Origin of the sequence: Dietzia papillomatosis NBRC 105045, assembly GCF_001570845.1 — a bacterium.
Lineage (GTDB): Bacteria > Actinomycetota > Actinomycetes > Mycobacteriales > Mycobacteriaceae > Dietzia > Dietzia cinnamea.
Genome location: NZ_BCSL01000032.1, coordinates 14,393 through 31,678 on the forward strand (window position 1 = coordinate 14,393; position 17,286 = coordinate 31,678).

Annotated in this window: 11 protein-coding genes; 5 read left to right on the forward strand and 6 right to left on the reverse strand. The window is 69.9% G+C overall.

The features are described from left to right. Positions 1–78: 78 nt before the first annotated feature. The 3 genes from DPA01S_RS11730 to treY all read left to right on the forward strand — a co-directional run bounded on the left by DPA01S_RS11730 (position 79) and on the right by treY (position 6,871). Positions 79–2,238 (forward strand): acyltransferase family protein, encoded by a 2,160-nt coding sequence (locus tag DPA01S_RS11730; RefSeq protein WP_061229127.1) that lies wholly within the window; start codon positions 79–81, stop codon positions 2,236–2,238. 74 nt (positions 2,239–2,312) lie between these two features. Then, a complete protein-coding gene (gene glgX / locus DPA01S_RS11735) occupies positions 2,313–4,442 on the forward strand; it encodes a glycogen debranching protein GlgX (RefSeq protein WP_061229126.1) in 2,130 nt (709 codons plus the stop codon). Further along, positions 4,442–6,871, forward strand: coding sequence for a malto-oligosyltrehalose synthase (treY, locus tag DPA01S_RS11740; RefSeq protein WP_061916440.1), 2,430 nt, complete (start codon positions 4,442–4,444; stop codon positions 6,869–6,871). Before glgX ends, treY begins: the two co-directional genes overlap by 1 nt. A 71-nt stretch (positions 6,872–6,942) precedes the next feature. On the opposite strand, the gene DPA01S_RS11745 is transcribed toward treY, so the two are convergent. Both DPA01S_RS11745 and DPA01S_RS11750 read right to left on the reverse strand, forming a co-directional pair. Continuing rightward, positions 6,943–7,308: an RNA-binding S4 domain-containing protein gene (locus tag DPA01S_RS11745; RefSeq protein WP_061229124.1), complete on the reverse strand. Its 366-nt coding sequence runs from the start codon at positions 7,306–7,308 to the stop codon at positions 6,943–6,945. A gap of 183 nt (positions 7,309–7,491) precedes the next feature. Beyond that, positions 7,492–8,421 carry a type IV toxin-antitoxin system AbiEi family antitoxin domain-containing protein gene (locus DPA01S_RS11750; protein WP_232303118.1) on the reverse strand — a complete coding sequence of 310 codons (930 nt, stop codon included), beginning with the start codon at positions 8,419–8,421 and terminating at the stop codon, positions 7,492–7,494. A gap of 392 nt (positions 8,422–8,813) precedes the next feature. Here DPA01S_RS11750 and DPA01S_RS11755 point away from each other — a divergent pair, with 392 nt between their 5' ends. Further along, positions 8,814–9,518 carry a nitroreductase gene (locus tag DPA01S_RS11755; RefSeq protein WP_061229122.1) on the forward strand — a complete coding sequence of 235 codons (705 nt, stop codon included), beginning with the start codon at positions 8,814–8,816 and terminating at the stop codon, positions 9,516–9,518. Between the two features lie 42 nt (positions 9,519–9,560). On the opposite strand, the gene DPA01S_RS11760 is transcribed toward DPA01S_RS11755, so the two are convergent. Continuing rightward, positions 9,561–9,800, reverse strand: coding sequence for a hypothetical protein (locus DPA01S_RS11760; RefSeq protein ID WP_061229121.1), 240 nt, complete (start codon positions 9,798–9,800; stop codon positions 9,561–9,563). 4 nt (positions 9,801–9,804) lie between these two features. Continuing rightward, positions 9,805–10,479, reverse strand: a complete 675-nt coding sequence (locus DPA01S_RS11765) for an IMPACT family protein (protein WP_061229120.1) — start codon at positions 10,477–10,479, stop codon at positions 9,805–9,807. Between the two features lie 140 nt (positions 10,480–10,619). On the opposite strand from DPA01S_RS11765, the gene treZ reads away from it, so the two are divergent. Continuing rightward, positions 10,620–12,365 carry a malto-oligosyltrehalose trehalohydrolase gene (gene treZ / locus DPA01S_RS11770; protein ID WP_232303120.1) on the forward strand — a complete coding sequence of 582 codons (1,746 nt, stop codon included), beginning with the start codon at positions 10,620–10,622 and terminating at the stop codon, positions 12,363–12,365. Positions 12,366–12,377: 12 nt separating this feature from the next. Here treZ and ilvA read toward each other — a convergent pair whose 3' ends face one another. Together ilvA and dnaE are read right to left on the reverse strand one after the other, a co-directional pair. Next, complete coding sequence (gene ilvA / locus DPA01S_RS11775) at positions 12,378–13,652, reverse strand: threonine ammonia-lyase IlvA (RefSeq protein WP_083324340.1); 1,275 nt, start codon at positions 13,650–13,652, stop codon at positions 12,378–12,380. A 68-nt stretch (positions 13,653–13,720) separates the two neighbouring features. Next, positions 13,721–17,266, reverse strand: a complete 3,546-nt coding sequence (gene dnaE / locus DPA01S_RS11780; RefSeq protein WP_061916449.1) for a DNA polymerase III subunit alpha — start codon at positions 17,264–17,266, stop codon at positions 13,721–13,723. Positions 17,267–17,286 lie beyond the last annotated feature (20 nt).

Genomic DNA, 17,286 nt, shown 5'->3' on the forward strand with positions numbered 1-17,286 from the left:
CTCCCCCCGGCGTGGCGCCCGGATGCCGGGCCGGGGCCATCCGCGACCCCCGGACAAGACGTCAGGAAGTATCAGCCAGTGGCCTCCACCCCTGCTCCCGCGCCCGCCCCCCGGCGCCGCGGGACGAAGGCCTACCGGCACGACATCGACGGCCTGCGCGGCCTCGCGATCGCACTGGTCGTGGTGTTCCACATCTGGATGGGCCGCGTCTCCGGCGGCGTCGACGTGTTCCTCACCCTGTCCGGGTTCTTCTTCCTCGGCTCGCTCCTGCGCGGCGCCGGCGACCCGGACACGCCCCTCAACCCGCTGCCGCACCTCAAGCGCCTGGTCCGCAGGCTGTACCCGGCGCTGGTGGTGACGGTCGCCGCGACCGTCCTCGGCACCGTGCTCGTCAAGCCGCCCACCCAGTGGTCGGCGATCTTCGAGCAGACCGTGGCCTCGCTGCTGTACTACCAGAACTGGGAACTGGCGCTCACCGCCTCGGACTACGCGGCCGCCGACGCGACCATCTCGCCACTGCAGCACCTGTGGTCGATGTCCGTCCAGGGCCAGTTCTACCTGGTGGCCCTGGTGGTGGTCCTCGGCGTGAGCCTGCTGTGGCGTCGGCTCGTCCGCCGCGGCACCCCCAAGTGGGTCCTCGTCGGCATCGTGGCCGCGGGCACCGCCACATCGGCGTGGTGGGCCGTGCTCGGACAGTCCGCCAACCAGTCGTGGAACTACTACGACACCGGCGCCCGCATGTGGGAGCTGCTCGTCGGCGGCCTGGCGGCGATCGTCCTGGCCGGGATCGTCCTGCCCTGGCCCCTCCGCCTGCTCACCACCGCCACCGGCCTCTTCCTGGTGGTGAGCACCGGATTCCTCTTCGACGGCGCGGGCCACTTCCCCGGCCCGCTGGCCTGGTACCCCATCGGCGGCGCGCTGCTCATCATCCTCGGCGGCAACCTCCCGCCCGGCCTGCGCGCCACCCCGGCCCGGGACCCCATCACCTGGCTGCTGTCCGGCCGGCTGTTCCGGCGCCTCGGGGACATCTCCTACTCGCTCTACCTGTGGCACTGGCCGCTGCTCATCCTGTGGCTCTCCCACGACCGCGAGGCCGAGATCACGCTCGCCTCCGGCCTGGTGATCATCGCCGTGTCGATCGTGCTGGCGCTTCTCACGGAGAAATACATCGAGCGACCGGTGCGGATGGCCAGCCGGGCCCGGGGACGCACCACCCCGGCGGCCGCCGCCCGCGACCGGCTCCGGGGCGGCCCGGAACGCTCGCCCCGGGAGCAGAGACTGTTCGTCCGCGCGAGCGTCCTCGTCGTCGTCGCCGCCGTCGCCAGCGTGGCCACCGTCGGCTGGTGGGGCGCCACCTCCGGTTCCCGCTCGGCCGTCCCCTACGTCGACTCCCTCACCGACCCGGACCACCCCGGCGCGCGGGCGTTCCTCGAGGGAGTCCCCGCGCCCGACGACGTCGCGTACGTCCCCTCCCTGCTCCAGGTGGGCAACGACCTGCCCGCCAGCACCATGGACGGCTGCATCTCGACCTTCGAGTCCTCCGAGGTGGAGATGTGCGTCTACGGCGACGTCACCTCGCCCCGCACCATCGCGCTCACCGGCGGCTCCCACGCCGAGCACTGGATCAGCGGCCTCGACGAGGTCGGTCGGCACTACGGCTTCCGCGTGGTCACCGTCCTCAAGATGGGCTGCCCCCTCACCCTGGACGCCACGGTCTCCGACGGCGGCGAACAGCTCTACGAGAGCTGCGCCGAGTGGACCCCCGAGGCGCTGGCGGCGCTCGTCGGGCTGGACCCGGACTTCGTCTTCACCACCGCCACCCGACCCGTCGGCGTCGTGGGACCCGACGTCACCCCCCGCCAGTACGTCGACCTGTGGCGCGCGCTCGGCGAGCAGGGCATCGGGGTCATCGCCATCCGCGACACCCCGTGGCTCAACCGCGGCCGCGGCCCGATCCGCGCCTCCGACTGCCTCGGCGACGGCGGCACCCCGGCCGAGTGCGGCATGCCTCGCGAGCGCTCCATCTCCCCCGTCAACCCCGCCGCGCTCGCCGGCGCCGGCCTCGACTCCGTGCGACTGCTCGACCTCACCGACGGGCTGTGTGATCCCGAGGTCTGCCCCGCCGTGGTGGGCAACGTGATCGTCTACCACGACTCCCACCACCTGTCCGGCTCCTGGGTGCGCTCCGCGTCCGGCGAACTGGCCCGTCAGATGGGGCCCGCCACCGGCTGGTGGTGACCGGGACCTTCGCGTACGAGGGCCTCGCCGGGTACCGATAGGCACTACCCTTGGGCAGCGTGACCCAAGATGACGTGACGCAAGCCGCCCCGGAGCTCATCCGCGCCTGGCCGGGAACCCCTTACCCGCTGGGGGCCACCTACGACGGCACCGGCACGAACTTCTCCCTGTTCTCCGAGGTCGCGGAGCGCGTCGAGCTCTGCCTGATCGACGACGACGGCAGCGAACAGCGAGTCGAACTCGAGGAGGTCGACTACCACATCTGGCACTGCTACCTGTTCGGAGTGACCCCGGGTCAGCGGTACGGATTCCGCGTCCACGGGCCGTACGAGCCGGAGAACGGACTGCGGTGCGACCCGTCCAAGCTGCTGCTCGACCCGTACGGCAAGGCGTTCGACGGCAGCTTCGACGGCCACCCGAGCCTGCACAGCTACGACCTCGACAACCCGGACGAGCGCAACACCGACGACTCGCTCGGGCACACCATGACCACCGTCGTGATCAACCCCTACTTCGACTGGGGCAATGACCGGGCGCCCGGCCACGAGTACCACAACACGGTGATCTACGAGGCCCACGTCAAGGGCATGACGGCCACCCATCCCGACATCCCCGCCGAGATGCGCGGGACCTATGCGGGCATGAGCCACCCCGCGATCATCGACTACCTCACCGAACTGGGCGTCACCGCGATCGAGCTCATGCCCGTGCACCAGTTCATGCACGACCAGCCGCTCATCGACAAGGGCCTGCGCAACTACTGGGGCTACAACAGCTTCGGGTTCCTCGCCCCCCACAACGAGTACGCCTTCTCCCGCCAGCCCGGCGACGCCGTGAGCGAGTTCAAGGCCATGGTCAAGGCCTTCCACGAGGCGAACATCGAGGTGATCCTCGACGTGGTCTACAACCACACCGCCGAGGGCAACCACCTGGGGCCCACCATCGGCTTCCGCGGTATCGACAACCAGGCCTACTACCGGCTCGTCGAGGGCGACAAGCAGTTCTACATGGACTACACGGGGACCGGCAACACCCTCAACGTCCGGCACCCGCACTCGCTGCAGCTCATCATGGACTCGCTGCGCTACTGGATCCTCGACATGCACGTCGACGGCTTCCGCTTCGACCTCGCCTCGTCGCTCGCCCGCGGCCTGCACGAGGTCGACCGGCTGTCCTCGTTCTTCGATCTCGTCCAGCAGGACCCGGTGGTCAGCCAGGTCAAGCTCATCGCCGAGCCGTGGGACGTCGGTGAGGGCGGCTACCAGGTGGGCAACTTCCCGCCCCTGTGGACGGAGTGGAACGGCCAGTTCCGCGACACGGTGCGCGACTTCTGGCGCGGCGAGCCCGCCACCCTGGGCGAGTTCGCCTCCCGCCTCACCGGCTCCTCCGACCTGTACGAGGCCACCGGCAGGCGCCCCACTGCGTCGATCAACTTCGTCACCGCGCACGACGGTTTCACCCTCAACGACCTCGTGACCTACAACGAGAAACACAACGAGGCCAACGGGGAGGACAACAACGACGGCGAGAGCCACAACCGCTCCTGGAACTGCGGCGTCGAGGGGCCCACCGACGACCCCGAGATCCTCGCCCTGCGCCGCCGTCAGAAGCGCAACCTGCTCACGACCCTCATCCTCTCGCAGGGCACGCCGATGATCGCCCACGGTGACGAGATCGCGCGCACCCAGCACGGCAACAACAACGTCTACTGCCAGGACAACGAGACGTCGTGGATGAACTGGGACCTCGACGAGGAGCAGGAGGACCTGCTCGCCTTCACCCGCGAGCTCGTCCAACTGCGGAAGAACCACCCCGTGTTCCGGCGTCGACGCTTCTTCGGCACCCCGGTGCGCGGCGAGGAGGACCCGCAGGACATCGCGTGGTTCGCCCCCGACGGCTCGGAGATGACGAGCAAGGACTGGGACTCCGGCTTCGGCAAGTCCCTGGCCGTCTACCTCAACGGCGAGGGCATCCGCGAGCCGGACGAGCGTGGGCAGCGGATCATCGACGACTCGTTCCTCATGCTGTTCAACGCCCACCACGAGCCCATCGACTTCTCGTTGCTCGGCCCCGAGTACGCCGAGGCGTGGGAGATCGTCCTCGACACCACCCGGCCCGCCGGCGACCACAACGGGGACCTGCCCTCCGACGGCACCCTGGTCGTGGCCGGCCGCGGCACGGCCGTCCTACGGAAGCTGCGCTGATGGGCGACGCCGCGAACGGCGCGGGGTCGGGCCTGCGGGCCCGGGTCGACGCTCTCTCCAGCACCTACCGCCTCCAGCTGCGCACCCCCGCCTCCGACCCCGACGGCCGCGGCTTCACCCTGGCCGACGCCGAGCAGCTCGTGCCCTACCTCGCCGACCTCGGGGTGGGCGCGGTGTACCTCTCGCCCGTCCTGACCGCCACGCCCGGCTCGACCCATGGTTACGACGTCGTCGACCCCACCGAGGTCTCGCCCGAGCTCGGTGGGATCGACGCCCTGCGGTCCCTGCGCGCGGCGTGCCGCGCCCACGGGCTGGGGCTGATCGCCGACATCGTGCCCAACCACCTCGGCGTGGACGAGCCGGCCGCCAACCCCTGGTGGTGGGACGCGCTGCGGCGGGGCCCCGACTCGGAGTATCACCGCTTCTTCGACTTCGACACCGAGAAGGCCAACGGGGCCGACGGCAGGATCGCGATACCCGTCCTGGGCTCTCCGGAGGACGTGGCCGACCTCGTCGTCGTCGCCCCCGAGGACTCCCCGAGCGGCGAGGCCGAGCTCCACTTTTACGACCACCGCTTCCCCGTGGCGCCCGGCACCGGGGACGGCACCGCGCAGGAGGTGCACGACCGCCAGCACTACCGGCTCACCCACTGGCGGGAGCCGCTGCTCGGCTACCGTCGCTTCTTCACCGTCACCGGCCTGGCCGGACTCCGCCAGAAGGACCCCGAGGTCTTCGACGCCACCCACGCCGAGGTGCGCCGCTGGTGCGAGGAGGACCTCGTCGACGGCATCCGCGTCGACCACCCGGACGGGTTGTCCGACCCGGTGGGCTACGCGCACCGACTGCGGGACCTCGTCGGACCGGACCGGCTCGTGCTGGTGGAGAAGATCCTCGCGCCCGACGAGGTCCTCGAGCCCGCCATGGGGGTCGACGGCACCACCGGTTACGACGCCCTGCGGCTCATCGATCAGCTGCTCGTCGACGCCTCCGGCGAGGCCCGGTTGTCCGAGCTCGCCGCGCGGTACAGCGGTGACCCGGGCGACGAGGACCGGATCCACGCGCAGTCCGCCGAGCTCAAGAGACAGATCGCCGCCGAGGATCTCGCCCCCGAGTTGGCGCGGCTCGCCCGCGTCGTGCGCCACGAGGCCGCCGCCGGGCACGGGGGGTCGACGAGCGACGACGTCGAGGAGCGCGATCTCCGCGAGGCCCTGATCTCGGTGATCGCGCGTACGCCGTTCTACCGGGCCGACTATCCCGTCCTGCGGGGCACCCTCCCGGCCATCGTCGACGGCCTGCGCCGCGACCGGCCCGAGCTCGCGCCCGCACTGCGCCTCGTGGCCGGTGCACTCGCGCGCGGCGGCGAGGCGTCCACGCGGCTCGCGCAGGTCACCGGCGCCGCCACCGCGAAGGCCGAGGAGGATCGGCTCTTCTACCGCCTCGGGCGGCTCGTCTCGCTCAACGAGGTCGGCGGCTCACCCGGGCGAATGGGCATGGCCGTCGAGGCGTTCCACCTGGCGATGGCCGAACGCGCCCGCGCCACACCGCTGGCCATGACCGCGCTGAGCACCCACGACACCAAGCGCGGCGAGGACGTCCGCGCCCGGATCTCGGTGCTGTCCCAGGTCCCGGACGCGTGGGCCGACCTGGTCTCGCGCGTGTTCGAGGCCCATCCCCCGCCGGCCGAGGACGCCGGGTACTTCCTGCTGCAGATCGTCGTGGGCGTGTGGCCGGAACCGGGCGGGCCGACCGACGAGCTGCGTTCGCGTCTGCACGACTATGCCGACAAGGCCCTGCGGGAGGCCGCGGTCCACACAAGATGGACCGATCAGAACGCGGAGTTCGAGTCCGCCGCGCACGAGTGGATCGACACCCTACTCGGCTCCGGTTCCGCGCTCATCGGCCCGTTCGTCGAGCGCATCGCCCCGGCCGGACGCGACAACGCACTCGTCGCCAAGGCCGTGCAGCTGCTCTCCCCCGGCGTGCCGGACGTCTACCAGGGCACCGAGGTGTGGGAGGACTCACTCGTCGACCCGGACAACCGGCGGTTCGTGGATTACGGTCCGCTCCGCTCGGGCGCCGTCGCCCGTGCCGGCCATCCGAAGTTCGCACTGGTCCGCGAAGTGCTCAGGATACGCCGGTCGCACCCGGCGGACCTCGTCGGCGGGGCACACGTGCCGCTACCCGTGCACGGTCCCGCGGCCGCGGACGTCGTCGCGTTCACGCGGTCGGTCGACGGCCGCGCGGCGGTCGGGCTGATCGCCCGGCGGCGGACGGCGGTCCTCAGCGCCGGCGATCTTGGAGGCACCACCGCCCTGCTGCCGGAGGGGACGTGGGCGGTGCGGCCCGGCGGGGCTCCGATCTCCGGCCGCGTCGACCTGGGCGAGTTGCTCAGCGCCTTCCCCGTCGTGGTGATCGTTCGCGAGGACTGAGGCGGGTCGACTGGCGTGTCGGGTCCGTCCGGTCGGGCTGGGTGGGGTCGAGCTGGGCCGGGTGGGCTGGGTCAGCCGCGGCCCAGCAGCCTGTCGGTCTCCCGCCGCTCGCGCTTGGTGGGCCGGCCCGCGCCGCGGTCCCGTCGCGGTTGGGAGGCCAGGACCTCCTTGGGCGGCGGCGGGGGCGAGTGGTCGATATAGCAGGTCGCCGCCACCGGAGCCCCGACCCGCTTGCTCACCGTCTCGACCACCTCGAGAATGCGAATCCGGCCGAGCGTGCCCGTCACCTGGACCCGGTCGCCGGGCACGACGTTCTTCGACGGTTGCACCGCCTCGCCGTTGACCTTGACGTGGCCACCCCGACAGGCGGCCGCCGCCTTGGTCCGCGACGGGAACAACCGCACCGACCACGTCCACGCGTCCACCCGCACACCCATGGCCCGAGGATAACCGCGCCCGAAGCCTCCACGCGGCCCGCGCAGTCTCATGACGGCGTTACGCCCTTCGATCGGTGATCCGCCCCTCGGATGACGATCTGCACTCGGAGTTCCTAGGGCAAATCGATCTGCGGAGGGCGGATCGAGGTTCGAGGGGCGGATTGTGACGGTCAGCCGCCGTAGTCAGGCGGCGGCCGGGTACATCACGCTCCGAAGGCGCTGCACCAGGAGCCGAGGCTTGTCGAGATCCGCCCAGCGCCAGTGGAGCACCCGGTAGCCCAGAGCCATGAGCGCGGCATCTCGATCTTTCTCCACACCCAGTCGGCGCCGGGCCTCTGTCGCATCCGCGCCATCGAGGTACTTGCCGAAACCGTCGCATTCGCCGATCAGACCGAGCTCCGGCCAGAGAAAGTCCACGCGAGCGACGAAGTTGCCGTGGGTATCGAAGATGTCGACCTGTGTCTGAGGCTCAGGAAGACCGTAGTCCGCGAAGATCAGGCGACTGCGGGTCTCCGCGACGCTCTCGCTGCGGGCATCGACTCGCGCCAGCGCGGCCCGCGCGCGTTTGACACCGGATTTACCGGCCGCGCGGCTCAGCGCGTCGTCCACCGACGCCGCAGTGACCGCCTCCGCCTTGAAGGCCGCATCTGCGACTGCCACGCTCGCCGGTGGTGCGCACGCCCTGGCCACGTCCACGATGGTGCGTTTTGGGCGGGTCACGCGGAGCCCGTCGACCACGTGGACGTCGTCTTCCGCCAACGGGGTCACGTCATGCCTGGTCAGCCTGGTGGTACGGGATCTCTGGGCGTACCCGGCGCGGGACAACGACACGGTTCCGAGTGGCAGATCCCAGCCCGGCAATCCGAGGACGAGTGCTGCCGACCAGTGGGTGAACACCGGGCATCCGAGGGCGCGGTCCGCCGCCAGCACCATGAGCAGGTGCCGCTCCTCTCGCCCGAGCTCTCGCGTGGACCGGTCGACGTAGAAGCCGGGCCGCAGGCGGATGAGATCGCCCGAGGTGACCGCTCTACCGAGCGACTGGGTGCTGAAGCCGGCCGCCATCAACTGCTCAGTCGTGTGGAGAAGTGCTCGCAGGTCATCGAAAGTAGCCATGGTCAGATCCTCGGTGCTCATCTGGCCGGTTCCGGCTCATCCCGGTGCTCGACTCGTTCTCCTGTGGATCACGCCGGCGACTGTGACTGCGTGCTCGCAGCCAACTGACCTGCCTCATCGCCGCTGTCGGGGCGGCGAGTGGACGAGTTCCCGCCGGGCGATCCGGATCCTCACGACTTGCTTCCGACGGCCGAAAGTCCCGTCAGAGTGGACATCCAGCCGTAGCCGGCGTGAGCCTCCGATGCGGCCGTGGCGTTCTGCCCCTCGGATCGCGAGTTGCTCCAGGAGTTCCTAGGGCAGGTGACGATCCGAGGGGCAGATCGTCGGGGGGCCCGAGCCGGGGCGCCATGGGAGACTGGGATCACACCACCCCGCAGCTCGCTGGAGGACCCATGACCGACGCCGCCTCGATCGCTCCGGCGACACTCGACGCCGCCGCCACGCTCGAGCGGATCCTCGACGAGCGCTACAGTTGCCGCGGCTTCACCTCGGAGCCGGTGCCTGAGGAGACGATCGAGCAGATCCTGCGGATGGCCCAGCGCACGGCATCGTGGTGCAACTCGCAGGCCTGGCAGGTCGACCTCGTGACCGGGGACGCGACGGCCGCGTTCAGCACGCACCTCACCGAGCACGTGTTGGCCAACGACATGCGCTCGGATTTCCCGGCGCCGGAGCGGTACGACGGCGTCTATGGGGACCGCCGGCGGGCCAGTGGCTACGGCCTCTATACCGCGCTGGGCATCGAGCGGTCGGACCAGGAGGCGCGACTGCGCCAGATGCTGGAGAACTACCGCTTCTTCGGCGCCCCCCACGTCGCGATCATCACCTCGGACGCGGGCCTGGGCACCTATGGGGCAGTCGACTGCGGCGGGTACGTCTCGACGTTCCTGGCCGCGGCCACCTCACTCGGCGTGGCGACGTGCGCGCAGGCCGCGATCGCCCTGTATTCCGACGCTGTCCGCGAGCACCTGTCGATCCCGGCCGACCGGCTCATCGTGTGCGGGATCGCCTTCGGCTACGCGGACGAGAACCACCCGGCCAACACGTTCCGCGCCGAGCGCGCGGACCTGGGCGACGTCGTGCGCCGCCACGGTTAACCTGCATCCAGCCGTTCGGGCCGGCGAGCGGCTGGCGACGGCTCAGTACAGCTCGCGCTTCTGGTCCGGCTTGCCGGAGATCGCCTTGCGGACCTTGTTGCCGTGGTAGATCGTCAGAATCCCGGCGATGATCGCCACCAGCGTAAAGAACGAGCTCGCGAACAACGCGATCGGCAGCGACACCACAGTCACACCCAGCGCGATCGCCGTGTTCCGCGCATCCTTACGGACCTGCTGCTTCTGGGCCTCGATCGAGTTCGGCTGGTAGGGCTGCATGCTCATACGTTCAGGATTCCATATCCGGGCGTGTCGCCGCGGTCTCGGTGGTCGCGACCCCCGCCTCTGACCACTCGGCGCCCCCGGACGTGCGGGCGGCGAGGATCGGCCCGATCACCCCGAACTCCCCCGCCACCGTCAGCCCGACTCGACGGCCGTAGTCCACGTCGAGCACGCGGACGCCGGCCGAGCGCAGCGCCGCCTCGAGTCCACCGGCGACGGAGTGGTCGACCACGGCCTTCCACGCGGGGGTCCGGGTCACCTCCACGACGCGCCCGTCGGTCCACGCCTGCTCGACGGCATCGCTCACCGCGGCGGAGTAGGCGCGGGCGAGGCCGCCGGTGCCGAGCTTGGTGCCGCCGAACCACCGGACGACCACCGCGCACACGCCGGTCAGCCCGCTTCCCCGCAGGACGTCCAGCATGGGGGTCCCGGCGGTGCCGGAGGGTTCGCCGTCGTCGTTGGTCCGCTCGATCGGGCCGGCCCCGGGGTCGCCCACGATGAAGGCACTGCAGTGGTGGCGAGCCGCCGGATGCGCGGAGCGGAGGTCGGCGATCAGGGCGCGGGCGTCCTCCTCGTCGTCGCACCGTCTCAACACCGCCACGAACCTGGAGCGCTTCTCCTCGTACTCCCCCGTCACGTCCGGACCGGCGGAGAGCCTGAGCACGGGCGGCAATGCGGTCATGCCCCCAGTATCGCGCCCGGTGGCGGTGACGCGGCGCGGCGGTCCGACCCGACCCCTCACCACGGGCACCGGTTTTCCCTACGCTGGGTGATGTGACCTCTCCGAGCGCATCGACCTCGTCCACAACCACCGGCGCCGACATGTTCTCCGTGTGGGCGCCGGAGGCACGCGCGGTGGGGCTGGTGCTGGACCACCCCGACGCCGATCCCGTCCCCATGCGGCGTGCCGCGGACGGCTGGTGGACGTGCGGCGTTGCCCGGGAACAGGGCAGGGACTACGGGTTCGTGGTGACCGGCGACGACGACGAGGTCGGTCCGCCGCGTCCCGACCCGCGGTCGACGCGTCAGCCGGACGGGGTGCACGGGCTGTCGCGGGTCCACCGCCTCGACCCGTCCCGCTGGACGGACGCGGCGTGGACCGGCCGGCAGCTGGCCGGGTCGGTGATCTACGAGATGCACGTGGGCACCTTCTCGACCGGCGGGACGCTGATCAGTGCGATCGAGCACCTCGACGAGCTGGTCGAGCTGGGCGTGGACATGGTCGAGGTGATGCCCCTGGGCGCGTTCAACGGCGAGTACGGCTGGGGTTACGACGGCGTGGCGTGGTTCGCCGTGCACGAGCCGTACGGCGGGCCGGACGCGTTTCAGCAGTTCGTGGACGCCTGCCACGCGCGCGGCCTGGCGGTGTGCCTGGACGTGGTCTACAACCATCTGGGCCCGTCGGGGAACTACCTCCCGGAGTTCGGGCCGTATCTCTCGGCCGCGGACGGGCCGTGGGGGTCGGGACTGAACCTCGACGGCGAGCACTCGGGCGAGGTGCGGCGCTACATCATCGACAACGCGCTGCGCTGGTTCGACGAGTTCCACGTCGACGCACTGCGTCTCGACGCCGTGCACGCGCTGCACGACGCGTCGGCCGTGCACCTGCTGGAGCAGCTGGTGGTGGAGGTCGAGTCGCTGTCCACCCATCTCGGGCGGCCGCTGTCGCTCATCGCGGAGTCCGACCAGAACGATCCGCGGACCGTCACCGCGCGGGAGGCCGGCGGGCTCGGACTGGACGGGCAGTGGGTCGACGACGTGCACCATGCCGTCCACGCCGCGGTCTCCGGAGAGCGACAGGGCTATTACGTGGACTTCGGGTCGCTCGAGTCGTTGCGGCAGGTGCTCACGGGCGCGTTCCTGCATGCGGGAACCTATTCGACCTTCCGGGGTCGTGTGCACGGGCGGCCGCTGGACGTGGATCGGGTGCCGGGTAGTCGGTTCGTCGCCTACACGCTGACCCACGACCAGGTGGGTAATCGCGCGGCGGGCGATCGGCCGTCGATGAATCTCACGCCGCAGCAGCAGCTGGCCAAGGCCGCGATCGTGCTGTGTTCGCCGTTCACGCCGATGTTGTTCCAGGGCGAGGAGTGGGGTGCGCGGACGCCGTTCTGCTTCTTCACCTCGCATCCCGAGCCGGAGCTGGCCGAGGCGGTGCGGCAGGGACGGACGCGCGAGTTCGCGGCGATGGGTTGGGATCCCGACACGGTGGCGGACCCGCAGGATCCGGAGACGTTCCGCCGCTCGGTGCTCGACCGCTCGGAGCAGGCAGCCTATGAGCACGCTGAGATCCTGCGCGTCTACCGCGCGCTGATCGCCCTGCGCAAGGCCGAGCCGGAGCTGAGCGATCCGTGGCTCGCGCCGGTCCGTGTGGAGTGCGGTGTGGAGGCCGACGACGACCGCTGGCTGGTGGTCCATCGTGGATCGTTGGCGTTGGTGGTGAACCTGGGCACCGAGCCGTGCCGGGTCCCGCTGGCCGGCGAGGCGGTGCTGGCCTCTGCTGCGGTGGTCGACGCCGAGTCGGTGTTCTGCCAGGCGTTCGGGTTCGCGGTGGTGCGGACACGCTGACGCCCGGTCGGGTCAGGTCAGGTATTCGTACGCGGCGGTGCCGGGCTCGAGGCGCTCGCAGTCGATGCGGGAGGCGTCCATACGCTCGAGCAGCGAGTGCAAACCGGTGGCCGACCCGAGCTCGATGCCCACCAGCGCCGCGCCGAATTCGCGGTTGTTGCGCTTGAGGTACTCGAACAGCGTGATGTCGTCCTCGGGACCCAAGACCTCGTCGAGGAAGCGACGCAGCTGGCCCGGCTCCTGCGGGAACTTGACCAGGAAATAGTGCTTGAGGCCCTTGTGGACGAGGGACCGCTCGATGATCTCGCTGTACCGCGAGACGTCGTTGTTCCCGCCCGAGACGATGCAGACGACAGTGGCGCCCTCGTCGATCTCGAGCTGGTGGAGGGCCGTCACCGCCAGCGCGCCGGCGGGCTCACAGATGATCCCCTCGTTCTGGTACAGCTCCAACATCTCCGTGCACACCGCGCCCTCGTCCACCGTGAGGACCTGGATCCGCTCGGTCATCGAGGAGATGACGCCGAACGGGAAGTCACCGAGCCGGGCGACGGAGGCGCCGTCGACGAAGGTGTCGACCGTGTCGAGGGTGACGGGCTCCCCCGCTTCCAGAGCTCTCGTCAGCGACGGGGCGCCAGCGGGCTCGACGGCGATGATCTTGCAGTCCGGCGCGTACTCGGCCAGATAGGTCGCGATGCCCCCGGCCAGTCCGCCGCCACCGACCGGGACCACCACGGCGTCGGGGACCTCGTCGAGCTGCGCGAGGATCTCGGCGGCGATCGTGCCCTGCCCGGCCATCGTGTCGGGGTGGTCGAACGGGGGCACCATGGTCGCCCCGGTGCGCGTGGCGTCCGCGCGGGCAGCCGCCTGGGCGGCGTCGAAGTTGGTCCCCGTCACCACGAGCTCGACCCAGCTGCGGCCGTGGGCCAGGATCCGGTCGCGCTTCTGCTTGGGCGTGTTGGTCGGCACGTAGATGCGGCCGTTGATCCCGAGGACCCGGCAGGCGAACGCCACTCCCTGGGCGTGGTTGCCGGCGCTGGCGGTGACCACGCCCGCGCTGCGTTCGTCGCCGGTCAGCTGCGCCATGAGGTTGTACGCGCCGCGGATCTTGTAGGAGCGGACCGCCTGCTGGTCCTCCCGCTTGAGCAGGATGCGCGCGCCGGTCTGCTCGCTGAGCCGCTCGCTGGCCTGCAGGTCGGTCGACCGGATGACCTCGCCGATCCGGCGGGCTGCGGCGTCGATGTCGTCGGTGGTCACGACCTGGGTGGGCGCGGGTTCGGTGGCGGTCACAACCACCAGTGTCCCACCGCCCCCGCGATCACCGCCAACCGGTCACCGCGTGCGCCGGGCGGCCGCGGTCAGCCCGCGAGGCAGCCGGCGCCGAGTAGCGCCTTGAGGTCCCCCATGAGGGAGGACGAGGTCTCGACCCGCAGTTGGTCGTCGAGCCGCAGGACCGTCGAGGAGTTGCCGTTGACCAACCGCAGGTGGACGTCCGAGGGGCCGGGGTGGCGGACCAAGACCTGCTTGAGCGCGGTGACGGTCTCGATGGTGCACATCCGCGTCTGCAGCGTCAGCGCGAGCGGCGCGCCGTTCCCGCCGACGACCAGGTCCGGCACCTCGAGGGTGTCGCCGAAGACCGACACGCGGTCCTCACGGATGTTGATCCTCGCCTTGACCAGCACGACCGCGTCCTCGGCGATGTCCAGTGCAGCGATCCGGTAGGTCTTGGGGAAGAACAGCACCTCGACGCTGCCGTTGAAGTCCTCGATCGTCACGATCGCCCACGGCTCGCCGTTCTTGTTCACCCGCCGGTCGACTCCGGAGATGATCCCGCCGATCGTCACGGCGGTGCCGTGGGCCAGCTCGCCCTCATGGATCGTGGCGATGTTCGTGTCGGTCTTGGCCTCCAGTGCGGCCTCGAGCCCGTCGAGAGGGTGCCCGGACACGTACAGGCCCAACATCTCGCGCTCGAGGGCCAGTTTCTGCTTGGTGTCCCACTCCTCGTCGGGCACGCGGACGGCGAACACGTCACCGAAGCCGGTGTCGGCCGCGGTGTCGTCTCCCCCACCGAAGAGGTCGAACTGGCCGACGGCCTCGGCCTTCTTGGTGGACATCACCGATTCCACGGCGTCGGCGTGGACCAGGAACAGACCCTTGCGCGGATGACCGAGCGAGTCGAAGGCGCCGGCCTTGATGAGCGACTCGGTGACCTTCTTGGTGCAGGCGGTCTGGTCGATCTTGGCGAGGTAGTCCGAGAAGTCGGTGAACTCGCCCTTGGCCTCACGCGCGGCGACGACCGAGTCCACGACCTGCGCGCCGACGTTGCGCACGGCACCCAGGCCGAACCGGATGTCCTCGCCGACGGAGGCGAAGTTGGTCAGCGACTCGTTGACCGACGGCGGGAGCACCCTGATGCCCATCTGCCGGCAGTTGGACAGGTACAGGGCGGCCTTGTCCTTGTCGTCCCCGACGGAGGTGAGCAGCGCGGCCATGTACTCGGCCGGGTAGTTGGCCTTGAGGTAACCGGTCCAGAAAGACACGAGGCCGTAGCCGGCGGCGTGCGACTTGTTGAACGCGTACGAGGCGAAGGGCTCGATGGTGCCCCACAGCGCGTCGACGGCCTCCTTGGAGAACCCGCGCTCGAACATACCGCCCGAGAACTTCTCGTACTCCGCGGCCAGGACCTCGGCCTTCTTCTTACCCATGGCCTTACGGAAGCCGTCGGCCTCACCGGCCGTGTATCCCGCGAGCTCGCGGGAGATGGCCATGATCTGCTCCTGGTAGACGATCAGGCCGTGGGTCTCCCCGAGGATCTCCTTGAGCGGCTCCTCCAGCTCAGGGTGGATGGGCACCAGTTCCTGCTTGCCGTTCTTGCGGTCGGCGTAGTTCCAGTGCGTACCCATGCCCATGGGGCCGGGCCGGTACAGCGCGAGGGCGGCCACGATGTCGTTGAAGCCGGTGGGCTTCATCCGCTTGAGCAGCTCGCGCATGCCGCCGGAGTCGAGCTGGAACACGCCCAGGGTGTCACCGCGGGCGAGCAGATCGTACGTCGCCTGGTCGTCCGTGCTCAGCGTGTCGAGGTCGATCTCCTCGCCACGGTTGAGCTTGATGTTCTCCAGGCAGTCACCGATCACCGTGAGGTTGCGCAGGCCCAGGAAATCCATCTTGAGCAGGCCGATGTCCTCACACGACGGGTAGTCCCAGCCGGTGATGAGGGCTCCGTCCTGCGCGCGCTTCCACATGGGGATCACGTCGAGCAGCGGCTCGGAGGACATGATCACCGCACACGCGTGAACGCCGGCCTGACGGACCATGCCCTCCAGCCCGCGGGCCGTGTCGTAGATCCGCTTGACGTCGGGGTCGGTCTCGAGGAGTTGGCGCACCTCGGCGGCCTCGCCGTACCGCTCGTGCTTGGGGTCGGTGATCCCGGACAGCGGGATGTCCTTGGCCATGATCGGCGGCGGCAGCGCCTTGGTGATGCGGTCGGCGATCGCGTACCCGGGCTGGCCGAAGTTGACGCGGGCGGCGTCCTTGATGGCGGCCTTGGTCTTGATGGTGCCGAAGGTGATGACCTGGGCGATCTTGTCGGCGCCCCACTTGTCGGACGCGTAGCGGATCATCTCGCCGCGACGCCGGTCGTCGAAGTCGATATCGATATCGGGCGCGGACGGCCGCTCGGGGTTGAGGAACCTCTCGAACAGCAGTCCGTGCTCGATGGGGTCGATGTTGGTGATCTTCAGCGCGTACGCCACCAGCGCGCCGGCGGCGGAGCCTCGGCCGGGGCCGACCTTGATGCCGATCGAGCGGGCGTGCTCGATGAGGTCGCCGACCACGAGGAAGTAGCCGGGGTAGCCCTTGCCCTTGATGACCTCGAGCTCGAAGTTCGCACGCTCGATGTACTCCTGCGGCACCCCGTCGGGGAAGCGCCACTGCAGACCCTTGTGGACCTCCTTGGCCAACCAGGTGTCCTCCGTCTCGCCCTCGGGTACGGGGAACTTGGGCATCCGGTCGCGCGGGGTCCAGATGTCGTCGTACGGCTGGACACGCTCGGCGATCCACAGCGTGTTGTCGCAGGCGCCGGGGACCTCGGAGTCCCACTGGGCGCGCATCTCCTCGGCGGACTTGAGGAAGTAGCCGTCCCCGTCGAACTTGAAGCGGTTCTCGTCGGCCAGCGTCTTGCCGGTCTGGACGCAGAGCATGGCCTCGTGGGCGTGGGCCTGCTCGCGGGTGACGTAGTGGCAGTCGTTGGTCACGAGCGGCGGCATGCCCAGGTCCCTACCGAGCTTGAGCAGGTCCTCGCGGACCCGACGCTCGATGTCGATCCCGTGGTCCATGAGCTCGAGGAAGAAGTTGTCCTTGCCGAAGATCGACTGCCACTTCTCGGCGGCCTCGTAGGCCTCCTTGATGTGGCCGAGGCGCAGGCGGGTCTGGATCTCGCCGGAGGGGCAGCCGGAGGTGGCGATGATCCCCTCGGAGTACTCGGCGAGGATCTCCGCGTCCATGCGCGCCCACTTGCCCAGCTGCCCCTCGTACGAGGCCAGCGAGGACAGCCGGAACAGGTTGCGCAGGCCGGTGGCGTTCTCGGCGACCATCGTCATGTGCGTGTAGGCGCCGGAGCCGGCGACGTCGTCACTCTTCTGGTGCTTCTCGCCCCACAGGATGCGCTTCTTCTCGAACCGCGACTCCGGGGCGACGTACGCCTCGATCCCGATGATGGGCTTGACCCCGGTCTTCTTGGCCTGCTTGTAGAAGTCCGAGGCGCCGTACATGTTGCCGTGGTCGGTCATCCCAACGGCCGGCATACCCAGACGTGACGCCTCCGCGAACAGCGGGTCGATCTGCGCCATCCCGTCGAGCATCGAGAACTCGGTGTGATTGTGCAGATGCACGAACTGATCGCCCACGAAAGCACTCCTCCTACGGA

Bases quoted from the DNA above. Each gene is read 5' to 3' on its own strand.
- treY (WP_061916440.1), top strand. From the start codon at position 4,442: ATGGGCGACGCCGCGAACGGCGCGGGGTCGGGCCTGCGGGCCCGGGTC.
- DPA01S_RS11745 (WP_061229124.1), bottom strand. From the start codon at position 7,308: ATGGGTGTGCGGGTGGACGCGTGGACGTGGTCGGTGCGGTTGTTCCCG.
- DPA01S_RS11750 (WP_232303118.1), bottom strand. From the start codon at position 8,421: ATGGCTACTTTCGATGACCTGCGAGCACTTCTCCACACGACTGAGCAG.
- DPA01S_RS11755 (WP_061229122.1), top strand. From the start codon at position 8,814: ATGACCGACGCCGCCTCGATCGCTCCGGCGACACTCGACGCCGCCGCC.
- DPA01S_RS11760 (WP_061229121.1), bottom strand. From the start codon at position 9,800: ATGAGCATGCAGCCCTACCAGCCGAACTCGATCGAGGCCCAGAAGCAG.
- DPA01S_RS11765 (WP_061229120.1), bottom strand. From the start codon at position 10,479: ATGACCGCATTGCCGCCCGTGCTCAGGCTCTCCGCCGGTCCGGACGTG.
- treZ (WP_232303120.1), top strand. From the start codon at position 10,620: ATGTTCTCCGTGTGGGCGCCGGAGGCACGCGCGGTGGGGCTGGTGCTG.